General features: G+C 50.0%; 14 protein-coding genes. 2 read left to right on the top strand and 12 right to left on the bottom strand.

Annotated features, from left to right (window positions below):
- Positions 1 to 9 precede the first annotated feature (9 nt).
- From gmd to P8N76_20100, 12 genes are all read right to left on the bottom strand, one after another.
- The gene (gene gmd / locus P8N76_20045) at positions 10 to 1,038 is read right to left on the bottom strand and encodes a GDP-mannose 4,6-dehydratase (protein MDG2383974.1); all 1,029 of its coding nucleotides are present in this window, start codon (positions 1,036 to 1,038) and stop codon (positions 10 to 12) included.
- 269 nt (positions 1,039 to 1,307) lie between these two features.
- On the bottom strand, positions 1,308 to 3,023 hold the full coding sequence (xrtU, locus tag P8N76_20050) for an exosortase U (protein MDG2383975.1): 1,716 nt from the start codon (positions 3,021 to 3,023) through the stop codon (positions 1,308 to 1,310).
- Positions 3,024 to 3,158: 135 nt separating this feature from the next.
- Positions 3,159 to 4,352: a glycosyltransferase family 4 protein gene (locus tag P8N76_20055; GenBank protein ID MDG2383976.1), complete on the bottom strand. Its 1,194-nt coding sequence runs from the start codon at positions 4,350 to 4,352 to the stop codon at positions 3,159 to 3,161.
- Positions 4,349 to 5,554, bottom strand: coding sequence for a glycosyltransferase (locus P8N76_20060; protein ID MDG2383977.1), 1,206 nt, complete (start codon positions 5,552 to 5,554; stop codon positions 4,349 to 4,351). The genes P8N76_20055 and P8N76_20060 overlap by 4 nt, the downstream gene beginning before the upstream one ends.
- A gap of 57 nt (positions 5,555 to 5,611) precedes the next feature.
- Positions 5,612 to 6,952, bottom strand: coding sequence for an O-antigen ligase family protein (locus P8N76_20065; GenBank protein ID MDG2383978.1), 1,341 nt, complete (start codon positions 6,950 to 6,952; stop codon positions 5,612 to 5,614).
- Complete coding sequence (locus P8N76_20070; protein ID MDG2383979.1) at positions 6,949 to 7,107, bottom strand: hypothetical protein; 159 nt, start codon at positions 7,105 to 7,107, stop codon at positions 6,949 to 6,951. Before P8N76_20070 ends, P8N76_20065 begins: the two co-directional genes overlap by 4 nt.
- Positions 7,108 to 7,424: 317 nt before the next feature.
- Positions 7,425 to 8,048, bottom strand: coding sequence for a glycosyltransferase (locus P8N76_20075; GenBank protein ID MDG2383980.1), 624 nt, complete (start codon positions 8,046 to 8,048; stop codon positions 7,425 to 7,427).
- A 40-nt stretch (positions 8,049 to 8,088) separates the two neighbouring features.
- Positions 8,089 to 9,144, bottom strand: coding sequence for a hypothetical protein (locus tag P8N76_20080; protein MDG2383981.1), 1,056 nt, complete (start codon positions 9,142 to 9,144; stop codon positions 8,089 to 8,091).
- 88 nt (positions 9,145 to 9,232) lie between these two features.
- The gene (locus P8N76_20085) at positions 9,233 to 10,270 is read right to left on the bottom strand and encodes a CapA family protein (GenBank protein MDG2383982.1); all 1,038 of its coding nucleotides are present in this window, start codon (positions 10,268 to 10,270) and stop codon (positions 9,233 to 9,235) included.
- Positions 10,267 to 11,577: an oligosaccharide flippase family protein gene (locus P8N76_20090; protein MDG2383983.1), complete on the bottom strand. Its 1,311-nt coding sequence runs from the start codon at positions 11,575 to 11,577 to the stop codon at positions 10,267 to 10,269. The genes P8N76_20085 and P8N76_20090 overlap by 4 nt, the downstream gene beginning before the upstream one ends.
- Entirely contained in the window at positions 11,574 to 12,476 is a 903-nt protein-coding gene (locus tag P8N76_20095) for a sulfotransferase (GenBank protein MDG2383984.1), read from the bottom strand. Before P8N76_20095 ends, P8N76_20090 begins: the two co-directional genes overlap by 4 nt.
- 39 nt (positions 12,477 to 12,515) lie before the next feature.
- A complete protein-coding gene (locus P8N76_20100) occupies positions 12,516 to 14,855 on the bottom strand; it encodes a polysaccharide biosynthesis tyrosine autokinase (protein ID MDG2383985.1) in 2,340 nt (779 codons plus the stop codon).
- A gap of 961 nt (positions 14,856 to 15,816) precedes the next feature.
- Between P8N76_20100 and P8N76_20105 the strand changes: the two genes are divergently transcribed.
- Positions 15,817 to 17,271, top strand: coding sequence for a Coenzyme F420 hydrogenase/dehydrogenase, beta subunit C-terminal domain (locus tag P8N76_20105; GenBank protein ID MDG2383986.1), 1,455 nt, complete (start codon positions 15,817 to 15,819; stop codon positions 17,269 to 17,271).
- A complete protein-coding gene (locus P8N76_20110) occupies positions 17,249 to 18,463 on the top strand; it encodes a polysaccharide pyruvyl transferase family protein (GenBank protein ID MDG2383987.1) in 1,215 nt (404 codons plus the stop codon). Before P8N76_20105 ends, P8N76_20110 begins: the two co-directional genes overlap by 23 nt.
- Positions 18,464 to 18,469: the final 6 nt, after the last annotated feature.

Genomic DNA, 18,469 nt, shown 5'->3' on the forward strand with positions numbered 1-18,469 from the left:
TTAGGCGAGCTAGGAAATAGCATCCAGATCCGCGCGAACCATCATGTCCACAAGCTGCTCAAACTTCACAGTCGGATTCCAACCGAGTACTTCCCGAGCCTTACTCGCATCTCCCAGCAGCAGATCAACCTCCGCCGGACGGAAAAAACGTTCGTCGATCGAAATCAAGGTCTGACCTTGAGGGCCGATTCCTTTTTCTTCCATGCCCGTTCCCTCCCAAGTGATTGGCAACTGCACTTTAGCAAACGCCCGTTCGCAAAACTCTCGAACAGTGTGCGTCTCACCGGTGGCGATCACGAAATCATCCGCATTCGGCGCCTGTAATATCTGCCACATGGCCTCGACATAATCGCCGGCAAATCCCCAGTCCCTACGCGCATCGAGATTGCCTAGTAAAAGCACATCGGTCCGACCTCGCTGAAAGGCTGCGGCAGCCCGTGTGATTTTACGAGTTACAAACGTTTCGCCACGTCGCGGAGATTCATGGTTAAAGAAAATCCCATTTGCTGCAAACATGCCGTAAGACTCACGATAATTCCTCACAATATTGAAGGCGAAAACTTTTGCACACGCATAAGGACTGCGTGGATAGAAGGGTGTCTGTTCGTTCTGTGGGGTCTCGCACACCTTGCCAAATTGCTCCGAGGATCCGGCGTGGAACAAACGGGCGTCGCAGCCGACATCCCGCATCGCTTGTAGGATTCGCAAAGTGCCAAGGCCGGTCACATCCGCCGTGTACTCAGGAACATCAAAGGAAATCTTCACGTGTGATTGTGACGCGAGGGCATAGATTTCATCTGGCTGAGACTCCTCGATCACCGATTGCAATGACCCCACATCGGTCATATCCCCGTGACTCAGATGAAGCCGTTCATTGACGGGACAATCTCGCTCTCGCAAATGCCCAATCCGCTGCAAGTTGGTGGTGGAGGATCTTCTAAGCATCCCCCACACCTCGTAGCCTTTACTGAGCAACAATTCAGCCAAGTAGGAGCCATCTTGCCCTGTAATGCCAGTAATCAAAGCGGACTTTTTCAATTGCGTTTCCATCTACAATCAATATGACAGCGTATTCGCCGCCCCTTCACCGAAAGAAATGGCCGGACGAAAATGATCCGACAGCCTCTCAGAGCAACAATTCAACTAGGAAAAGGCTCCATCCGCAACAGGGCGTCCGAAAACTTGACGTTGCGCCCTGCCAAAATAAGGTGGCCGTCACTGTTGTTTCGCATAAGATCGCGTCCACGAAGAATACCGATCGATGAAAGATCTAACTCATCGACGATTCGCAATACAGCATCCGGGGATCAAATTCGGCGGAAATGCTCTCGAAACTGCTCTCGCAATTCGAGCAGTGTTTCATTCACCCGATCTTTGACCTCGCTGGGAATCGGTTCATCGCTTGAGACCCAGACTTGGACTTGGAAAACCTGACTTGAGATCGTCTTTAGCATTCGACGCCTCAACCGTCTCCAAGGGCGAAAAAAGATCAGCTCCGTCGGCGGCGAAAGCCCTTCGGCGTCGGCATTGAGATTACTGAACGCGACATAACCAAATTCATTCTCTCGTGAAAACTCTCCGATGACGAACGGCCAATCGGGGTCCAGAGCAGACGCGTCAGGCAATTGCGCTTTCCGCTTGTCGAGAGTCCATCCGGTGTTCTTGTAGCAGACACAAAGCTCATGCCAGCCACCAGAAAATGGATAGTCGAAAGAGATGAGGTAGTTCAGTTTCGAATCTGGGTCGCGATAGGTAAACGTCTTTGAATAGTCACCAAGCTCATGTTGCTGAGGACGATGAATGGATTCGAAGTCGACAAAGTCCAACCCCGCAAGTTGTTTTGGCAAAAAGTCCTGTTCCACCGTATGGGCGTGATCGACCGACCAAACTCTGGTTTGCGTGGCAAATGCGATGGGCACGATTGAGACCATCCCAAGCAGAACGAAAGCCACCGGCAGCGCGCCCCGGAGCTTCGAGGCGGGAGTTTTGGAAGATGGCTGCGGCGCTGCTGGTCGCGAGGAACGGTCGTTGGCCACGACGTTGGAGGCGACTTTCTTTGGATCTCCGAACTGCGTGACCGTATTCCAAACGGCGGCGAAAGGGTTTTGCTTTTGCCGACCTTCTTCCACGGCTGCAATCGTGATGGGTCGCAACAGAAAATAGAGTATTTGATCCGAGCTGGTTAAGGCGATAAACGTAACCGTGAATAGCAGGAATCCCAACACATCATGCGGATAGCCACCCGAAAGATCAGCTCCCCACCAGGCATGCGCAATGGCAATGACACAAATCCGTGCGACATTCAACGAGATCGCCCACACAACGCCAGCAAAGATAAGCAAAGCAACGTGCAGTGGACTCCGATTAAGCCAGACGGCGTAGATTGCCGCACACGCGATGACGGCCATGATCGAGACAATGCCACTGCAGGCTTCGTCAACGAAGAACTGCTTATCAGGTACCTGCAAGACGTTTCCGAACATCAGGTGGTTGACCTGTAGTAGATCGAGAATGGCGCTGCTGACAGCCGAGCTGATTTGTTGAAGCCTTACCACGATTCGGGTATCGACATCAAACGGTAACGGAACGAGTAGCCAGAGCAGAAACCAAATGCCCCACAAGTTTTGAATTTTCCGTATTCGTGACAGCGTAAAAAGCACGCCAGCAACCAAAACAATGAGTGAAATCGTGGCCAGCCATGCCGATTGAAATAAGGTGGCAGCGGCCAACAGCACCCAAGCAAAAACGTAGCAACCACGTCCAAGCGTTTCGCTACGTTGGGTGACAACGGGCGGCTCACCTGCTTGAAATCGCGTGTAAAGCAAATAGCCAAACGCAGCGATCACAAAGGGAAAGTACTGATACTGTTCCTTGGACCAAAGGTTCCAAAAATGCATCAAGAGCAGAGGCGCATATCCAACGATAACGCAAATAATGCTGATCAATGAAAATGGCAGGGCAGGCAAGCGATACGATTTCAGTCGCGACTGCGGATCGCCAACACTACCAGCGACGCTGGACATTTCCAGAACCTCTTCTCATACGAACTAATTGGATATCGCGTGATTCGTTGCCGACCCATCGGCAACAGGAATTGTTTGACAAGATTCGTCAGAGCCGTTTGCTCTACGCAAACCGGCCCGGCCTCCGCTCTCAATTTAAATCTCAACCTGATCGCGAGTTGGTATCTGCTGAACCTGTTTCTTGGCTTCGTCCAGGAGCTTCGGAGTAAGCTGCCGATAGAGTTCGAGAATATCGTTAATTACGAATTGTTCGTCGAACAGCAACTCGGCCCGTTCCCGAGCATTTTGGCCAAATTCAGTGCGGCTTTCAGGACTTTCAACCAGCTGAGTGATGGCGGAAGCAAGTGATTCAGAGTTACGTGGGGGCACCAACAACCCGGTTCTTCCGGACGTCACTACTTCCCGGCAACCGGGGACGTTGGTGGCAACAATCGGCAGGCCCATCGCCGAGGCCTCAAGCAGCACACGAGACAGACCTTCGCGATAGGAAGGTAGTACAAACATGTCTGCTTCTCGCAAAGTCTGCCGTATATCGCTCACATGACCAGGGAATTCAACGTGGCCTTCCCGCTCCCAGTCCGCTAAATCATCGGCGTTTATGGCAGATCGATTCCCATAATCAATTTCACCACAAGCGACAAAAGTTACGGAAGGATGTTCTTGCCGAACGGCCTTCGCGGCGGAAACAAACTCTCGAATCCCCTTTTCTTCAATCAAGCGACCCGCAAAGACAACTCGCAGTTGAAAAGGATTTCGATTAGACACTGAGACAGGCTGAAAATAATCCAGATCTACTCCAGACCCGGCACTGACAAATGAATTGCTACGAAGCCTTGGAGCGTAGGCTGAAAGCAGTCCGAGATCGACCTCGTTTTGAAAAATTGGATTCGAGCATTTCATCCCCAGCGTGTTTGCCCACAATCGCAACAAGATGGGCCGAACCAATTTAAACTTTGGCGAATCGGACAAAACTGCGTGCCCAAGACCGGTCACACTATTGACGGCATGCATCGTGCCATCCCAGAAGCAAGCGAGCGTCCCGTAGAGACAGCACTTGATAGTAAAGTGATGAACAATGGCAGGTTGATAGGCGCGATAGATCCGGTAGAGATTGAAGAGGGCAATAAAGTCCTCAAAAGGATTAACCCCTCGACGATTCAGCTGCCAATCGATACAGGTAAAACCCAACTCTTCGAGCTTGGGCGTATATTTGTCAAATGGCGCAATCACGAGAACTTCCAGCCCCTGCTTTCTCATCTCAAGCGCGAGATTCAAGCGGAAGTTGTAGACATACCAAGTGGTATTAGAGACTAACGCGATTGGCTTCATGAAGAATGGCTCACTGGAGCGACACTGCTGGCAAGTTGGTGGGCGCGGGCATATGCATCACTTAAACGCGTCGCTGACGCGGCGAGCGAAAACCGCTGTTCATACTGACGCCGGGCAGCCTGGGAAACCCTCTCGGCCTCGGCATCATCCGTGATCAGCTTTAGAACCTGATGTGCATATTGATCGATCTGACCGATTTCCGCAAGGAATCCCGTGTCCCCGTCGGCAATTGCTTCAGAAATGCTTGGAATATTAGATGCCACAATCGGAATCTTGGCGGCAGCTGCTTCCATCACAACGATCGGCAGTCCCTCGTACAGGGAAGGCAAAAGAAAGACGTCAGCAACGGCCATTAGTTCAGAAACATCGTCACGGAGCCCAAGAAACTGAACATCTGCCAGCTGCCTATCGCGGACTTCTGTTTCTATTGTTTCACGTAGTGGTCCATCGCCCACCAAAAGTAGCTTCGCGTCAGGTTCAGCTTCCTTTACCTTAGCAAAAATGGCGAGCAAACCTGAATGGTTCTTCGCAGGTCGAAACGATCCGACATGCAAAACAATTGGGCTGCTGCTATTTCCAACCAACGACTTGCGAATCTGATCTACACGTGGCTTGTCGATTGGTTCGGGTTCCGTCGCCCCGAGATATAAGACTTCCGTCCGATCGGATGGCATCTCTGCATATCGCATCAAGGCTTGAAGTACAGCCTTGGAAACGGGTGCGATGATCTCAGACTTTCGAGCAACGTATCGAACGCTCCAGTGACAGTACAGCTCACTCAACTGTTTCACAACAAATCGGGCTGTTTGTGGACTTAGTCCCACAAGTCGTTCACTGTGAAAGGATGCGACGGTCGGAACCCCGACTTTCTTGGCTCCTAACACTCCAACACCATTATGACTATTGAGGTGACAATGAACCACATCATAGTTATTTTGTTTGATCGTCGTTGCAAGCCTATTGGCAAACGCCAAGGGACGGTACCCCATAGGGGTGTGATGGACTTGAGCTCCATACCCCCGAGCAACATCAGCCAACTCCCCAATCTGCCCGCCCTTGCAACACACATCCATCTGCAACGATTCACGCGAAATCGTTTTTAACATTGTCAGTAACCAAGTTTCGATCCCACCTCTCCCGAGCGTCGAGATCACATGCAAAATGCGAAGTGGTCGACTCGATTGACAGCTCGAATCGTCCATCGCTTGATTGGAAACTGAGGATGCCACTACGTTTTCTACTCCACAGGTATCAACGGTTCATTGAACCGCGACAAGAGGTCGCCTTGAATTAGTCTTCGTGCGACGGCGTTGATTCCATTCATGCTTGATCTCGCCAACGTGATAAGCTCGATAGGAAATCGCCAACAAAAGAGCAAGAAGGCACATGAACGTCTTTTGGTAATACATGACGGCAAAGATTTCGAACGTGGTGAAGGAAAGTAACGTCGCGACAATCCAAATGAACACCGACGGGACGATATACCGTCGTCGAAAGCCGACAATGGTCCGCCAGAGTATCCCAACATGGATTGAGTAAAAACAAATAAAGCCCAATAAACCGTGGTTCGCCAGAATTTCAAGCACATTACTGTGGGAATAGACTCCTAGGAAATTCTTTTTGGCAAACCCCTGGACCCCATGGCCAAAAACAGGGCGTTCTAGCCAGAGTTCCAGAGCGGACCCATAGAGCGATGAACGATGATTGATGCTTCCTTCACTGACGTATTTGCCTTGCATCCAGTGGATCGCGGTAATGAGGCGCTCGGTGTGTCGAGTCGAAGTAAACGTTTTATACACACCAAATCCCATACAAAGAATCAAGAGGACAGCAACAATAAGTCTTTTCGGAGTGACTCGTCCGGAAAACCTGGTCCCTCCCTTAAAAACGATTGAGAAAACGCTGATCAACAAGAGTACCACAAGGATCTGCCCCTTGCGCGAACCAGACTTCACGATCACTTCATAAACGGCGAAGGAACTCCCAGCCGCACCAATCATAACGCGAACATAGTCGAATGTGGAACGAAGGGTTTTCTCAGGAAACACGACAAAAATATTCCAGACGGCGATGAAAGCATAACTGCAGAGATAAAACGCATAGATATTGGGATTTAAAGCCCCCCCCCCCTCATCGCCAACGTCGAAATAAAACCGGGATCTTTCAGTCGCAAGGGAAACATTCCAAGAAGCGTTGTACCAAATGTAAACCAAGCCGAATAAAAGCCCGAACTCCATTGACCAGGTCCGACCTGACAAGACAACAATGAAATAGACGATTACAAAAAGTGAAAACACTTTTAAATTCGTTATGAGATGCTCATTATCATTCGACGCGAACATCGATGAAGCCGCAATCAAGACCACAAAGGCAGCCAGTGGCCACACGGGTTTCGCCAAGACGAAAAGGCGGCCCAAAACTCCCCGAAAGGCAGCCTCTGCCACAAAGACAAGTAGCAGCAGCACACCGATGGCATTCGAATACTTTGTGAGCTTTGGATCAGCGCCAAGCAGCAACACGGACGTAATATAGATCGTCAGCAAGGATTCCGATGCGAACAACGGTACGGTCGAAAAGATATTCGTCGACTTTGGAATCACGCCAACACCTCTCCATAACAGTTCATCATCGCATCCACCATCTGGTTGATACTGCACAACTCCTCGGCGCGTGGTCGAGCGTTTCGGCTCATCTCATCCAACTTTTGAGATTCTCTTAACAATTCTTGCAACGCCTTGAGAAAATCGTTTTTCAAATTAACTCCACAAGCGAATCAATCGACCTCATGTCGCACAATTTGTATTACATCCCCAACGTCCGACACGCCCCCCTCGGCCCGATGCCATTGCCTCAATCACAAGACTTGGCGTACCCTCGTACAATGGGTCGAAATCAGCAAATGGTGGTCTCTCACGACCTCGGAAATGTTGGATTGAAATTTGTGAATCGTCACTTGCATCTCAAGGCCGAGTTGCTTGATTTGTAATTACAAATCAGTTTGCAATTCACCAACACGGTAAAGATCCAGAGTCCAACCTTGACAAGTTTGATTGAGGCCGTTGAGCAAATCGATCAGGTAGCCCCAATTTTTGAGGCTACGAGTCGCCCCACGGCCAAAAACCGCAGCGGCATCTCCGCTTGACTTGCACTACCGGAAAAGAGTTCAAGATCAATTGCATTCCCAACATAATGACAGATCCCTCCGCCGGCGCCAAAACGGCTCTGATCAAATTGGCGGTTCGCGTTGAGACTATTGGCGATTAAAACTCGAGGAAAACGAGCAGACAAGAATCCTCGAACACGGTCAACATTTGCAAGTTCCCGCTGAAAATCACTCCGAATCCCACCAATAGCGTGAACTCCGACTAGCTTTGCGGCCAGCCAAACAGGAAAATTACTGATAAAGCAAAATGACTGTATTAAAGTCGGGCGAAATCGTCTTGCAGTCGCAATGAGTCGCACAATTCTTCCCGGCATACCGAACCGGCTATTCACGTCCGAAACGGTAATACCAAGCTCTCGAATCGGCGCGACATAAACATCATCTTTTCGATATCGCCAAACGGCAACTTCAACATCACAGCCAAGCTGACTAAGTTCGCGAACTAAGTAATACAACTGTCTTTGATAACCACCGCCCACCAACGATCCCGCAACGATAAGCAGTCGAGGTAGGGTAGGAGAATCGCCAGACATGACTGGCTTCACGTTCTCACTGCAACTGGATTTAGCGACCTTACTCACGATTGCTCACCAATTGGTCCAGCGTATTCTGCAGAATTACATCTTGAGGCCAGATACCACCTTCGTGCCAAGTTAAGTTGCGATCCCACCAACCATTGGCATTGTAAACTGCTTCAGGAACAAAAGCATAACTCATCTCAATCACCCGGGGTTCGCCTTGCTGATCATTCACAAAATCGAACGCCAGGCATTGGGCATCAAGACGATCCGTCAATTCGAATGCGATCCGCAGACAACGATGGTCAATCTCAGCAGGTGAATAGTCCAGCAACCCGCTTCCCGACGCGCGAAAATCACCGCCTCGAACCATGCGTTTGAATCCGAATGCGTGGTCACCAATAATCGTTATTCGAGTATCACAATCGTTGTTTGGCAGGAAGTCTTGAAAGTAAACGTAACCGATGTCATGGCCCAAAAGTCGATCGGCTCTACGCAGATGGGCAAAGGTCCGAGGGAATCTGCGCAACTTTCCGATGAAGTCAAAATGCTTTCGAGTTTTCGAGGACTTGAGCTTGGAAATCCGGTCACCAAGGTGGCCTCTCATCGGACGAAATCCACGAGAAAAGGCTTTTGTCACAATACGATGGGCTGCGTCACGCGATTTAATGAGTCTTACATTGGTGGCACCCGCACCACGGCGCAACTTAAAGACTTTAGGAAAGACGGTAGAATCAACCCACTTATGGGCCTCAATTTCATCGAAAAACACGTAGGAAGGAATAAGAGGAGCATCAATTGCTTCCAGCAGGTATTTCTGTGCCACCTTGTCATCATAGGTCCAGTAGGTCGAGGAATTTGGAAACACGACCAACCCCATTGATTCCAACGCTTTAATCACGTGTCGCGCCGACATACAATCTGCAGCATTTGCAAGATTGGTGTGCAGGAGCGCGATGTCGTAATCGGCCACCTGTTGTACGATCTCGGAAGCATGAAAGTCGAAGAGCTTGAATGACAGGTTGCGGTCCGCGCAAAACGCCTGCCAGCGGTCTGAAAACGAGCCTGGTCGATCATTAATTGCGATGCGAATATCTCCGTAAATTGACATTTTTTCCCTGCCGCTACCCGTTTCTAAGAACCTATTAGAATTCACAACACAGCTGATCGTATTTGATTCGTGGCTGAGACTGCCACCTTCATTTACAGTACCGCTTCTGACCCGAAATTAGTTTAAATAGTGTTTGAGCATGTCGAAGGCGGGGAAGTTTTGGCCGAGCAAAATAGGAGGCAATCGCCGCCCGAGCCTGCCCAACCGCGACCGCTCGTTGAAACTCCGCCGACAACACCGGATGCCGAGTAAAATCACGAAAATAGCTTTGGCAGCTTTTGCTACTTGCAACCACCGTCTCACCACGGCGGTAAATTTTCCTAACCGAGGCTTCCCGACGATCCAAGTCAAAGCTCACCCACATGGAAGCATCATTCCATGATCGTTGTTTCTTTCGACACCGCATCGGATCACCATTTTTAGATCGATAGGCAATATCGATATCAGGAAAGAAGAAGTTCCCCAGACCGAAGCAAACAGTGACATCCTCAAACCGTCCAAACGACTGTATACAATGGGAGTGATGACCAACGATCAAATCAACACCAAGCGACACGATTTCCTTAGACATCTCGACATCTCTCGGCCTCGGTAAAGAGACCTCGAGCACGCCCCAATGAATCGCGACGACGATGTGAGTCGCGTTGTTGTCCCGTGCCTGTTCGACATCACGTCGAACGCGTTCGAAATCCAACGGCGCTACTCCCGTAACGGCCCCTGGTGTTTGAGCCTGACCCGTCGGGCCACAGTAGGAAAGAAATGCAACAAGATGTGGACCGACAGCCATAATCCGAGGATTTTGAAAATTGTCAGCCTCACCTCCCGCACCGCAAACCTCGATAGAATCCTGCTGTAATTCTTGCAAAGTATCGGCCAGTCCCTGCTCTCCGTAATCCATGATGTGGTTGTTAGCGACTGAAGCAAGCAGTGGCACTCCAGGAAACGTTCGCCTCAAAAAACACTCGCTTGTTTTCAGGTGAATCTTTCCGGGCACTGGCGATGAACTATCTGTAACAGGAGCCTCGAGGTTAATGACGACCAGATCCCCAAGTTCACTCGGGTCAAGTTTCACATTAACGGGTCGATCAAGAAATGCATCTCCAAAGAACGACACTCTGTGATTCACGCGATTACCCATGGACTGCGGGAACTCCGGGTTAGCAAATTAGCGTAAAGCACAAGACCAATGTTCAGCACGGCACTCGAGATTGCGAATAAGGCAATTGCCGGAATCGCTCCCAACATCATTCCAGCAAGAGTCAAGACACCGGCACGAACAGTAAGAAGTACAATCTGATGAATCAAGATAATGTATTGCCGTCGCATCACCTTCAAGAAGCACACCGAAGGAACGTTCAGAACCATGCACGCTCCCCAGAAAATTAACCATCGGGCATACTGACCTGCCAGCTCCCACTCCGGTCCAAGGACAAAGGCAACGACAAGAGGGGTTGCCAAGAAAAACAGTACGAACACAACAAGCATCGCACCGGCCAGGATCAAAGTCTGTTGTCGTACAAAAGCCAACAGGTCTTCTCCGTTTCGCGACATTCCACTCATTCTCTGCAGGACAACATGTCGTAAAGATTGCGAGATGAGGTTCAACGGGGTCATCACGAGCCGTACCGCCATCGTGAAGGCACCGGCAACACTAAGCCCAAAAAAGGTTGTCAACAAAAAGTAAGGAAGATTTCGCGAAAGCGAGTTAAGGAGTGCGTTGAGGGTATCGTAGGTCCCAAAATCACGAAATTCTCTCGCCAGTTGCCACATCCCCTTTGAACTCGTCTTCCAAGCACGAACGATGTAGTTGAACGTTGCCGGTTCCGCGATCACCATAGTGGCTCCACCCAACATAAATCCGAGAATGTGGCCTCCAATCAGTCCGATCGCACCGACACCGAACCAGCCGGCAACCACCTGAATCACCACTTTCGAAACGGTAGAGACAACCAATGCAACGGAAACGGCCTTGAATTTCGTCAGGCGAACCGAAACCGCACGAAAAACAAGAAAAATTGAGTCAACAGCTATTCCAAGCGGAATCGCCAATAACATGGCGGAATCAATCGGGCGCGGAACGAATGACGGATGAATCACAGAGAGCCAGAGATAAATTAAACATGCAACCGTTAAGCCCGTTGAAATCGTCAAGGCGATTCGCAGGGCCAGTGACGCCAGCCGCTCAGAATCGTCATCATGGTCAGCAACAATGACTGCGTCATCAAACCGAAACGTTCCGAAGACCTGCAGCACGCCGACGACAGCCAGATAGACTCCCAGAATCCCGAATTCACTTGGCGTGTAAATTCTGGCGAGTAATGGAAATGCGAGAAAGGCACAAGCTTGCGCAATGACATTACCAGTAGCAACGGCAGCTACGCGTCCCAGGAAAGTCTTTGCCGAGGGGCGATGCTCAGTTCCTTGCTTATTCATCGATCCCAATGACTCAAATCACGCTGAATGATTTGCGAGAGCCGTTTCACGTCAGGCCGAAAGTAATCGCGCAATTCAGCACGTATGTCACTTGCCATAGGCTCATTAATAGTAACGGGTTTCGGACAGACGCCATTCAATGCGCCTAGAATGGTACGCTTCGGCCAACCGGAAACCAACTTACTTGCAAAATGAAACTGTCTTGGAAATCTTCGTCGGAGCCAAACGACTCGTTCAATATCTAATTTCGCCGTTACATTTCGTGGTTCGAGATCAATCACAGCGTCAGTCGGCTGTTCAAGAAATCCGAATAGATCGGAGCAGACCTGCTGGGGTTTATCAGCGAGATCATCAAATAAAACGACGCACACTTGTGAGCGGTGAAATAGCGACATGTATCGCTCAACCTGACCTGCAAATGATGCCGCATCACGATAAAGGAGGGCAGTCCTAAGGTTCAGGGGCGCAGGTAGATTTTCCCCTCGGGTTCTCGCCGGTTCTGCAGCCAAAGCATCACGAAAGGAACGAATCGTCTCACTTCCATTCTTAACGGCAAATCGAAAGAGTGAGTAAACCATTTCAACCGGATTCCGCAAGGTTATTACGATTTTCGCATCCGGGTTAAAGTCGTAAATCTGCTGGGCTGCGACCTTGGAATAGAGGTACCAAACGGAAGATTCCCCACGAGTCGAATATCCGGCTGCATTTCCAAACAGCTTAAGATAAGACGCTTCCGTGTTGAAAGTTTCAGCTAGAAAACGCCATTGCAAATCGGTTGAAAAGTAATGGGGCTCTTTGGGATCCGACATAAAGATGCCGGGATGCTGTCCAAGGTAATTATGCAGGGATGTAGTGCCACACTTGGGAGCACCCACTAGGAAAAGGTTCGGCTTGGACACGTTCATAATACGGCTAGATGAATATTCAACGTCGAGAGATCAGGCAGTTGGCTTGGAACTGTGTTCGGCTTCCTCGTCGTAGTAACTCTGGATCGCTCGGTTCTCATCCGACTCCGAACCATAGGTGCCATATCCCTCACCGTAACGGTAGTTATAGGCGTAGCGATAACCACCACCGTAGTTTGAACTGTAGCCGCTGTAATATCCGCCGGCGTCTTGCTCCACACCATTTACAACAACACCAATCACTTCAACACCCGTCTGACTCAAAACCTCACGTGCTCGAGTCGCCAAAGGCTTGGCTCGTTTATGAATTCGAAAAGTCATGATCACACCATCAACCCGGGCAGCAACTGCGGATGGATCAGACACAGCCAAAACGGGAGGCGTGTCAACGATCACAAAATCGAATTGCTCCCGCAATGTTTCCAACACATTGGCAAAGTCCTCCGAAGAAAGCAGTTCGGAAGGATTGTCCGGGCGGGGCCCACAAGCCATCACGCGAAGATTCGGCACCTGAGGAACCTCTCGCCAAGCATCGGCCGGATCAGCATCCCCCGCGACGACAGATGCCAGTCCTACCTCCAGCGAATTAATTGCGAACACCTTATGTTGGGTTGGTCGCCTAAAATCAGCATCGAGAAGCAGTGTCGATTTTCCAGACTGCGCGATCGTCACAGCCAAATTTGCTGCCAGTGTGGATTTCCCATCTCCTGGCATCGGGCTAGTTACTTGAATCACCTGATGCTTACTACCGCGACTGTTAAAATACAACGCCGTTCGCACGGCTCGGTACGATTCCGCTTGTGGTGATTTAGGCTTGTGAACGGTGCAAATCACAGCATCGATTTCACATCCCGGCAGCTGCTGAATACTGGCCACATCAATCAACGGCACATGCCCAATCACCGGCAAACGCATGACCTGCCCAACTTCATCTGGACTCCGGAAAGCGTTGTCGGCCATATCGATCAGGTAGGCGATACCAAAACCAAAGAGCAGTCCGCAAAACGCTGAGATAGGCAGAATCGTTCTGACACTTGGTGCCACCTTATCACCGAGTCCGGGGGCTGCAAGTGTTTGGTAGTTATATCCTTCATAATCAGAGACCAAACTGATTTCTTCAAGACTCTTGACAACGACCTCAAACAGTTTTTGTGTCCGTTCGATTTCGTTACGATATCTCTCATCTTTGGCCTGGAAGCTTTGTAGTTTCTTGGCAGATTCTTGCTCTTGTTCAAAAAGTTTGCTCAACGCGGAATCCTGATTTTTCAACTGAATTTGTCGTTGGGTCAACGACTTCAAATAACTCTTCGCAAAGTCCAGCAATTGCTCACTGGATGCAGCCGTTTCACCATCGACAATTTCAGGAAAAGTATCTTCATACCGTTTTTTCTGCCGCTTTTTCGTCAGCACATCCGGATGGTCCTTTCCATAACGACTGACGAGTTCCTCTTCTTCAAGCACTAACGCCATGTAGCGGTCGCGTATCAAGGCTTCGCGGTGCGACATATTCTCTTGGGTCATTCGATTGCCGTTTTGCTCTGCCAACAAGACAATCGACTGTAAATCGACATTGTCTGCAATCGCTGACTCAACCGCATTTATCTGCGCGCTAAGGGCGGCAAGCTGCTTCTGCAAAAGGACGCGTTCTGCCTCATAGTCCGCTTGTCGTTCCGAATGCATATTGATCGCTACCTCACCTTTGTACATCAAAGGCGTGGACACCTTAAACTCCCCATAATCACCTTCTAACGTCTGCCATTTTCTCATCAAATCGTCTTTTGCTGTGACGATAAGCTCCCGAGTCTCTCGCCCCGTATCCCGATAGGTTTCTTGAAGGAACGTCTGGTAAGTGGTTAGAATCGCCGTCAAAACGGCTTGAGTATCTTCGGGGTTGGCTCCCCGAAAACCGATGCTTAAGACATTTGTTCCATCCTGAACGAGCTGGACATCAAGGTTTGAAGTCAGCTTTAACATCGGATCATCCGACTCCGAAAACGTCGTTAGATTCCCAAGGCTATAGCCGTCGAACGCCTGCAACAAAATCCGCGGACTCTGGATCATGATCGCGTGCTTTGCCTCAGCGGACGCATTCATAAATTGATTGTCGATGCCTGAGAGGGCAATCGATGGAGGCTTCTTATCTTCGATGAGCACCTGACTCAGCGATTCGTAGACGGGAGAAGCTTGCAGCAAGTAGATGTATCCCAGACCTACCCCCAGCATCATCATCATGATGATGATCCATTTCCTTCGAAGCAATATCCCTACGACATCAATGCCTTGCTCAGCTGGGACGTTTTCCACTTCGTTCGATTGAAAAGCCATGCCGGAAGACGAGAATTCTGGTTGCTGTAGCTCAGTAAGTTGGCTCATGTTTGACTGTCCGCTGACAAATCTAAAATCGTTTCAATCGTGATAATCCAATCCATACGATCAACCCAGTCGGCGCGGACTCCGTCCCTGTGGGTTGTCGATCATCTGAAAACCGCTTGCTCTAGACATATACCTACTACCTAAATGACATTCATGGGGAGAACTCAGTGATAAATCAGAGGAGACAAATAATCGAAATGTTTACGAAGGAGGGCGTCTCCCGACAATTATCTACACAGGCTAACCTAACTTTCCATCGTATACGTCTGAGGCGAGTTTGAGTGTTTCCAGACCACGAAGCGTTCAGATCCGTTGATATTTCTCACAAAGCAGATCCGATTTTCTTGGTTGTCGCGATCGCTCAGCCAAGTGATCCCACTCCGCCACACCGACTCGATCTCCAGACTGATTCAGTTTATTCGTCGATACCCCTCCGAATTTCATCAGTTACGAAAAAAGGGCTGTATTTTCTAAAAGCAAAAAACGGACTGTTCCAAACAAGAACTCGCAAGCTGTTCAGATCTTTGTCCCTGGGAACAAGCAATCCGAAGGAGGCAAATGGACTTCGGTCATCCCTCCCTGATCGATTTCATCGCAACAAGAGATTCTTGCAGAGGAATAGCCCATCATGAAAACCCTTCCCCTACAAGCCGCATCAAGCCGATGCGGCTAAAAACTTTCCGGGAGAATCGACGAGTAAATAGATAGAGAAAAGACGACTCCGTCATCGTACTCTTGTTCGGGCGAATTGTCACGAACGAGGCCGGTCAATAAAATCCTCAGCGAGAATTCTTACCGTCGGCCCCATGCATCCCTCTCACCCTGTATCCCTTCACAAGCAAATCGATCACCTCCGTCCTGAAAAAATCACCTATAACTGCCTATTCCGCCTCTTGAATCACTCATTTATTTGCATCAACATGCGTTAAGGAACGCGTCCTCCAACCGCAGGAAATTGCTCGTGGATCGCAATTCAACCCAACCGTCAGAAGTAGACACTTCTTTGGACCTGACGGTCTTACAGGGAGGCTATTGCGTTGGATGTGGTGCTTGCGCTTCCCTCCCGGATTCTGGATACCGCATGGAATTCACGGAAGATCGTAATTACCAGGCGATTAAATCTGAGCCCGCGGGGGATGAAAGCTTGGCGGCAAAAGTCTGTCCGTTCTCGGATGAGGCGCCGAACGAGACGGAAATTGCCGAGCAGCTGTTCGGCCAAGATTGCCAGCAGCATGACAAACTCGGCTACTTTCTAAGTGCCTATGCAGGACATGTTGAAACGGGCGAATATCGAACTCAAGGCAGTTCTGGAGGCATGGCAACCTGGATCGCCCAACAATTAATGTCACGAGGCATGGTCGATGCGGTCGCACACATTCACGGTCCCTTGGAGACGACTTTAACGGATCAAGGCGTGCTGTTCAAATTCGGCATTTCCCATGATGAACAGCAGCTAACGGGCAATGCCAAGACGCGCTATTACCCCGTTGAAATGTCGGAGGTAATTGAACAGATTCGGTCCTCACCTGATCGTATTGCCTTTATCGGTGTGCCTTGCTTTATCAAAGCGATCCGATTGTTGTGTCGACACGATGCGGATCTCAACAGCAAGATCAAATACTGTATTTCGTTGGTATGTGGTCATCTAAAAAGTTCACGCTGGGCAGATCTCAGTGCTTGGCAATGTGGCATTCCACCGGCTGATCTGAAAGCGATCGACTTTCGAAAAAAATTACCGGACCGTCCAGCCACCGCCTATGGCGTACAGGTCTTGGGCCGTACCGAAGGCGAGCAACGCGAACAGACACGTCCCGTGTCTGAGTTATTCGGCAAGAGCTGGGCCTACATGTTCTTCGCCTATCAGGCGTGTGATTTCTGCGATGACATTCTCGGAGAAACGGCTGACGTTTCCGTGGGAGACGCTTGGTTAGCCCCTTACAAATTTGATTCACGAGGAACCAACGTCCTGGTGACACGCAACCCGGAAATTGAAGAGATCCTTCGAGATGGGATCCAACAGGGAACCGTCAGTCTCGATCCCCTGGAAATGGACGACGTTGCGACAACGCAAGCCGGCAATTTACGACACCGGCACGATGGCTTGGCCTATCGGCTCTCTTTGGCAAAACGTGCAGGCAAGTGGACACCACGCAAACGAATCCAACCTTGCGAATCTCATTTATCCTCGAAACGTCGTCAGATGTTTCAGCTCCGAATTCGTTTGCGAGAACTCAGCCATTCTATCTTCCGAGAAGCCGTCGCGAAAAATGACCTAGAGGTCTTCATCAAGAAACTGCGTCCGCTCACAGTCAAACACGACGTTTTGGCGGCAGGCGGTCTATTCCTACTCAGCCTTCGAAAAATCAATCGCCTGGGGCGAAAAGTGATCGCATATGCACGCGGAACCCACCAATAAACGCTTCCTGCTGATCGGAATCGGCGGTGTCTACAATTATGGCTGTGAAGCAATCGTGCGAGGAACCACTGCTTTGCTGCGACAACAATGGCCAGAAAGCAAAGTGTTCTATGCTACACCCCGACGTGACCAAGATGCAAAGCAACTTGCTGACATCGATGTGGAAGTCATACCCCGAGAACAAATTGGTCGATATTCGTTGCCGAGCATTGCCAATAAGCTGTCTCGGATGATGGGATATTCGGCCTACGTGCGTCGTGATAAGCTGCGCATGGCACATTCGGTGGATGCGGTGCTATCGATTGGCGGAGATCTTTACACCATTTACGCAAGCGGAAATTACCCGGGCTCGTTAATCAAATATGGCGATGCGGTGCTCGCCAACGGCAAACCGTACGTTCTCTGGGGAAGTTCTATCGGCCCCTTCAGCGCACGTCCTGATGTGGAACGGCTCGTCACACGTCATCTCAAACGCACTACCTTAATCACGGTACGTGACGTCTCGACGCTCGAATACCTCGACAGCTTGGGCATCCAAGCTAATGTAGTCCCCACCGCGGACCCTGCCTTCGCCGTTGCCCCCGAGATCAAGACGTCGCCCCAGGGTCCTGAAAAAACGAAAATCGCTATCAATCTCAGCCCACTTTCCATTCGCTATACAAAACAAACGCGAGACGAAGCGGTCAACCAATCAGCAACAGCCATCGAAAAAATCGTTGAACGATTAAACTGCGACATCCTGCTGACACCTCATGTGGTTCTCAAATCGATGCCAACAGACGACGACCTGGCATTTCTCGCAGAAATTCAGAGACAACTTTCAGCATCAACTCAAAGTCGAACAGAGCGACTGCCCGGTGAAGCCGGATTCATCGAAACAAAAAGACAACTCTCAAACTGCTCTGCCGTCGTGGCCGCACGGATGCACTGTGCAATAAGTGCCATGTCAGCCGCCGTACCCACGTTGCTCTTGGCCTACAGCAAAAAAGCAATTGGAATGGGCAAGTACGTCTATCGTTCGGAAGAGCACGTGCAACCCGTCAATAACTTTGGCGACGAACATTTCCTGGACGGACTCACCGACATGATCGACAATCGATCTCAGATTTCCAGATTTCTTCTTGAGAGAAGTGAGCAAATCCGAGCGGATGCAGATCGTGCTGTGACACAGCTTGCTGCAACTCTGGGCTAACCAAAC

The sequence above is a fragment of the Pirellulaceae bacterium genome (genome assembly GCA_029243025.1).
Taxonomy (GTDB): domain Bacteria; phylum Planctomycetota; class Planctomycetia; order Pirellulales; family Pirellulaceae.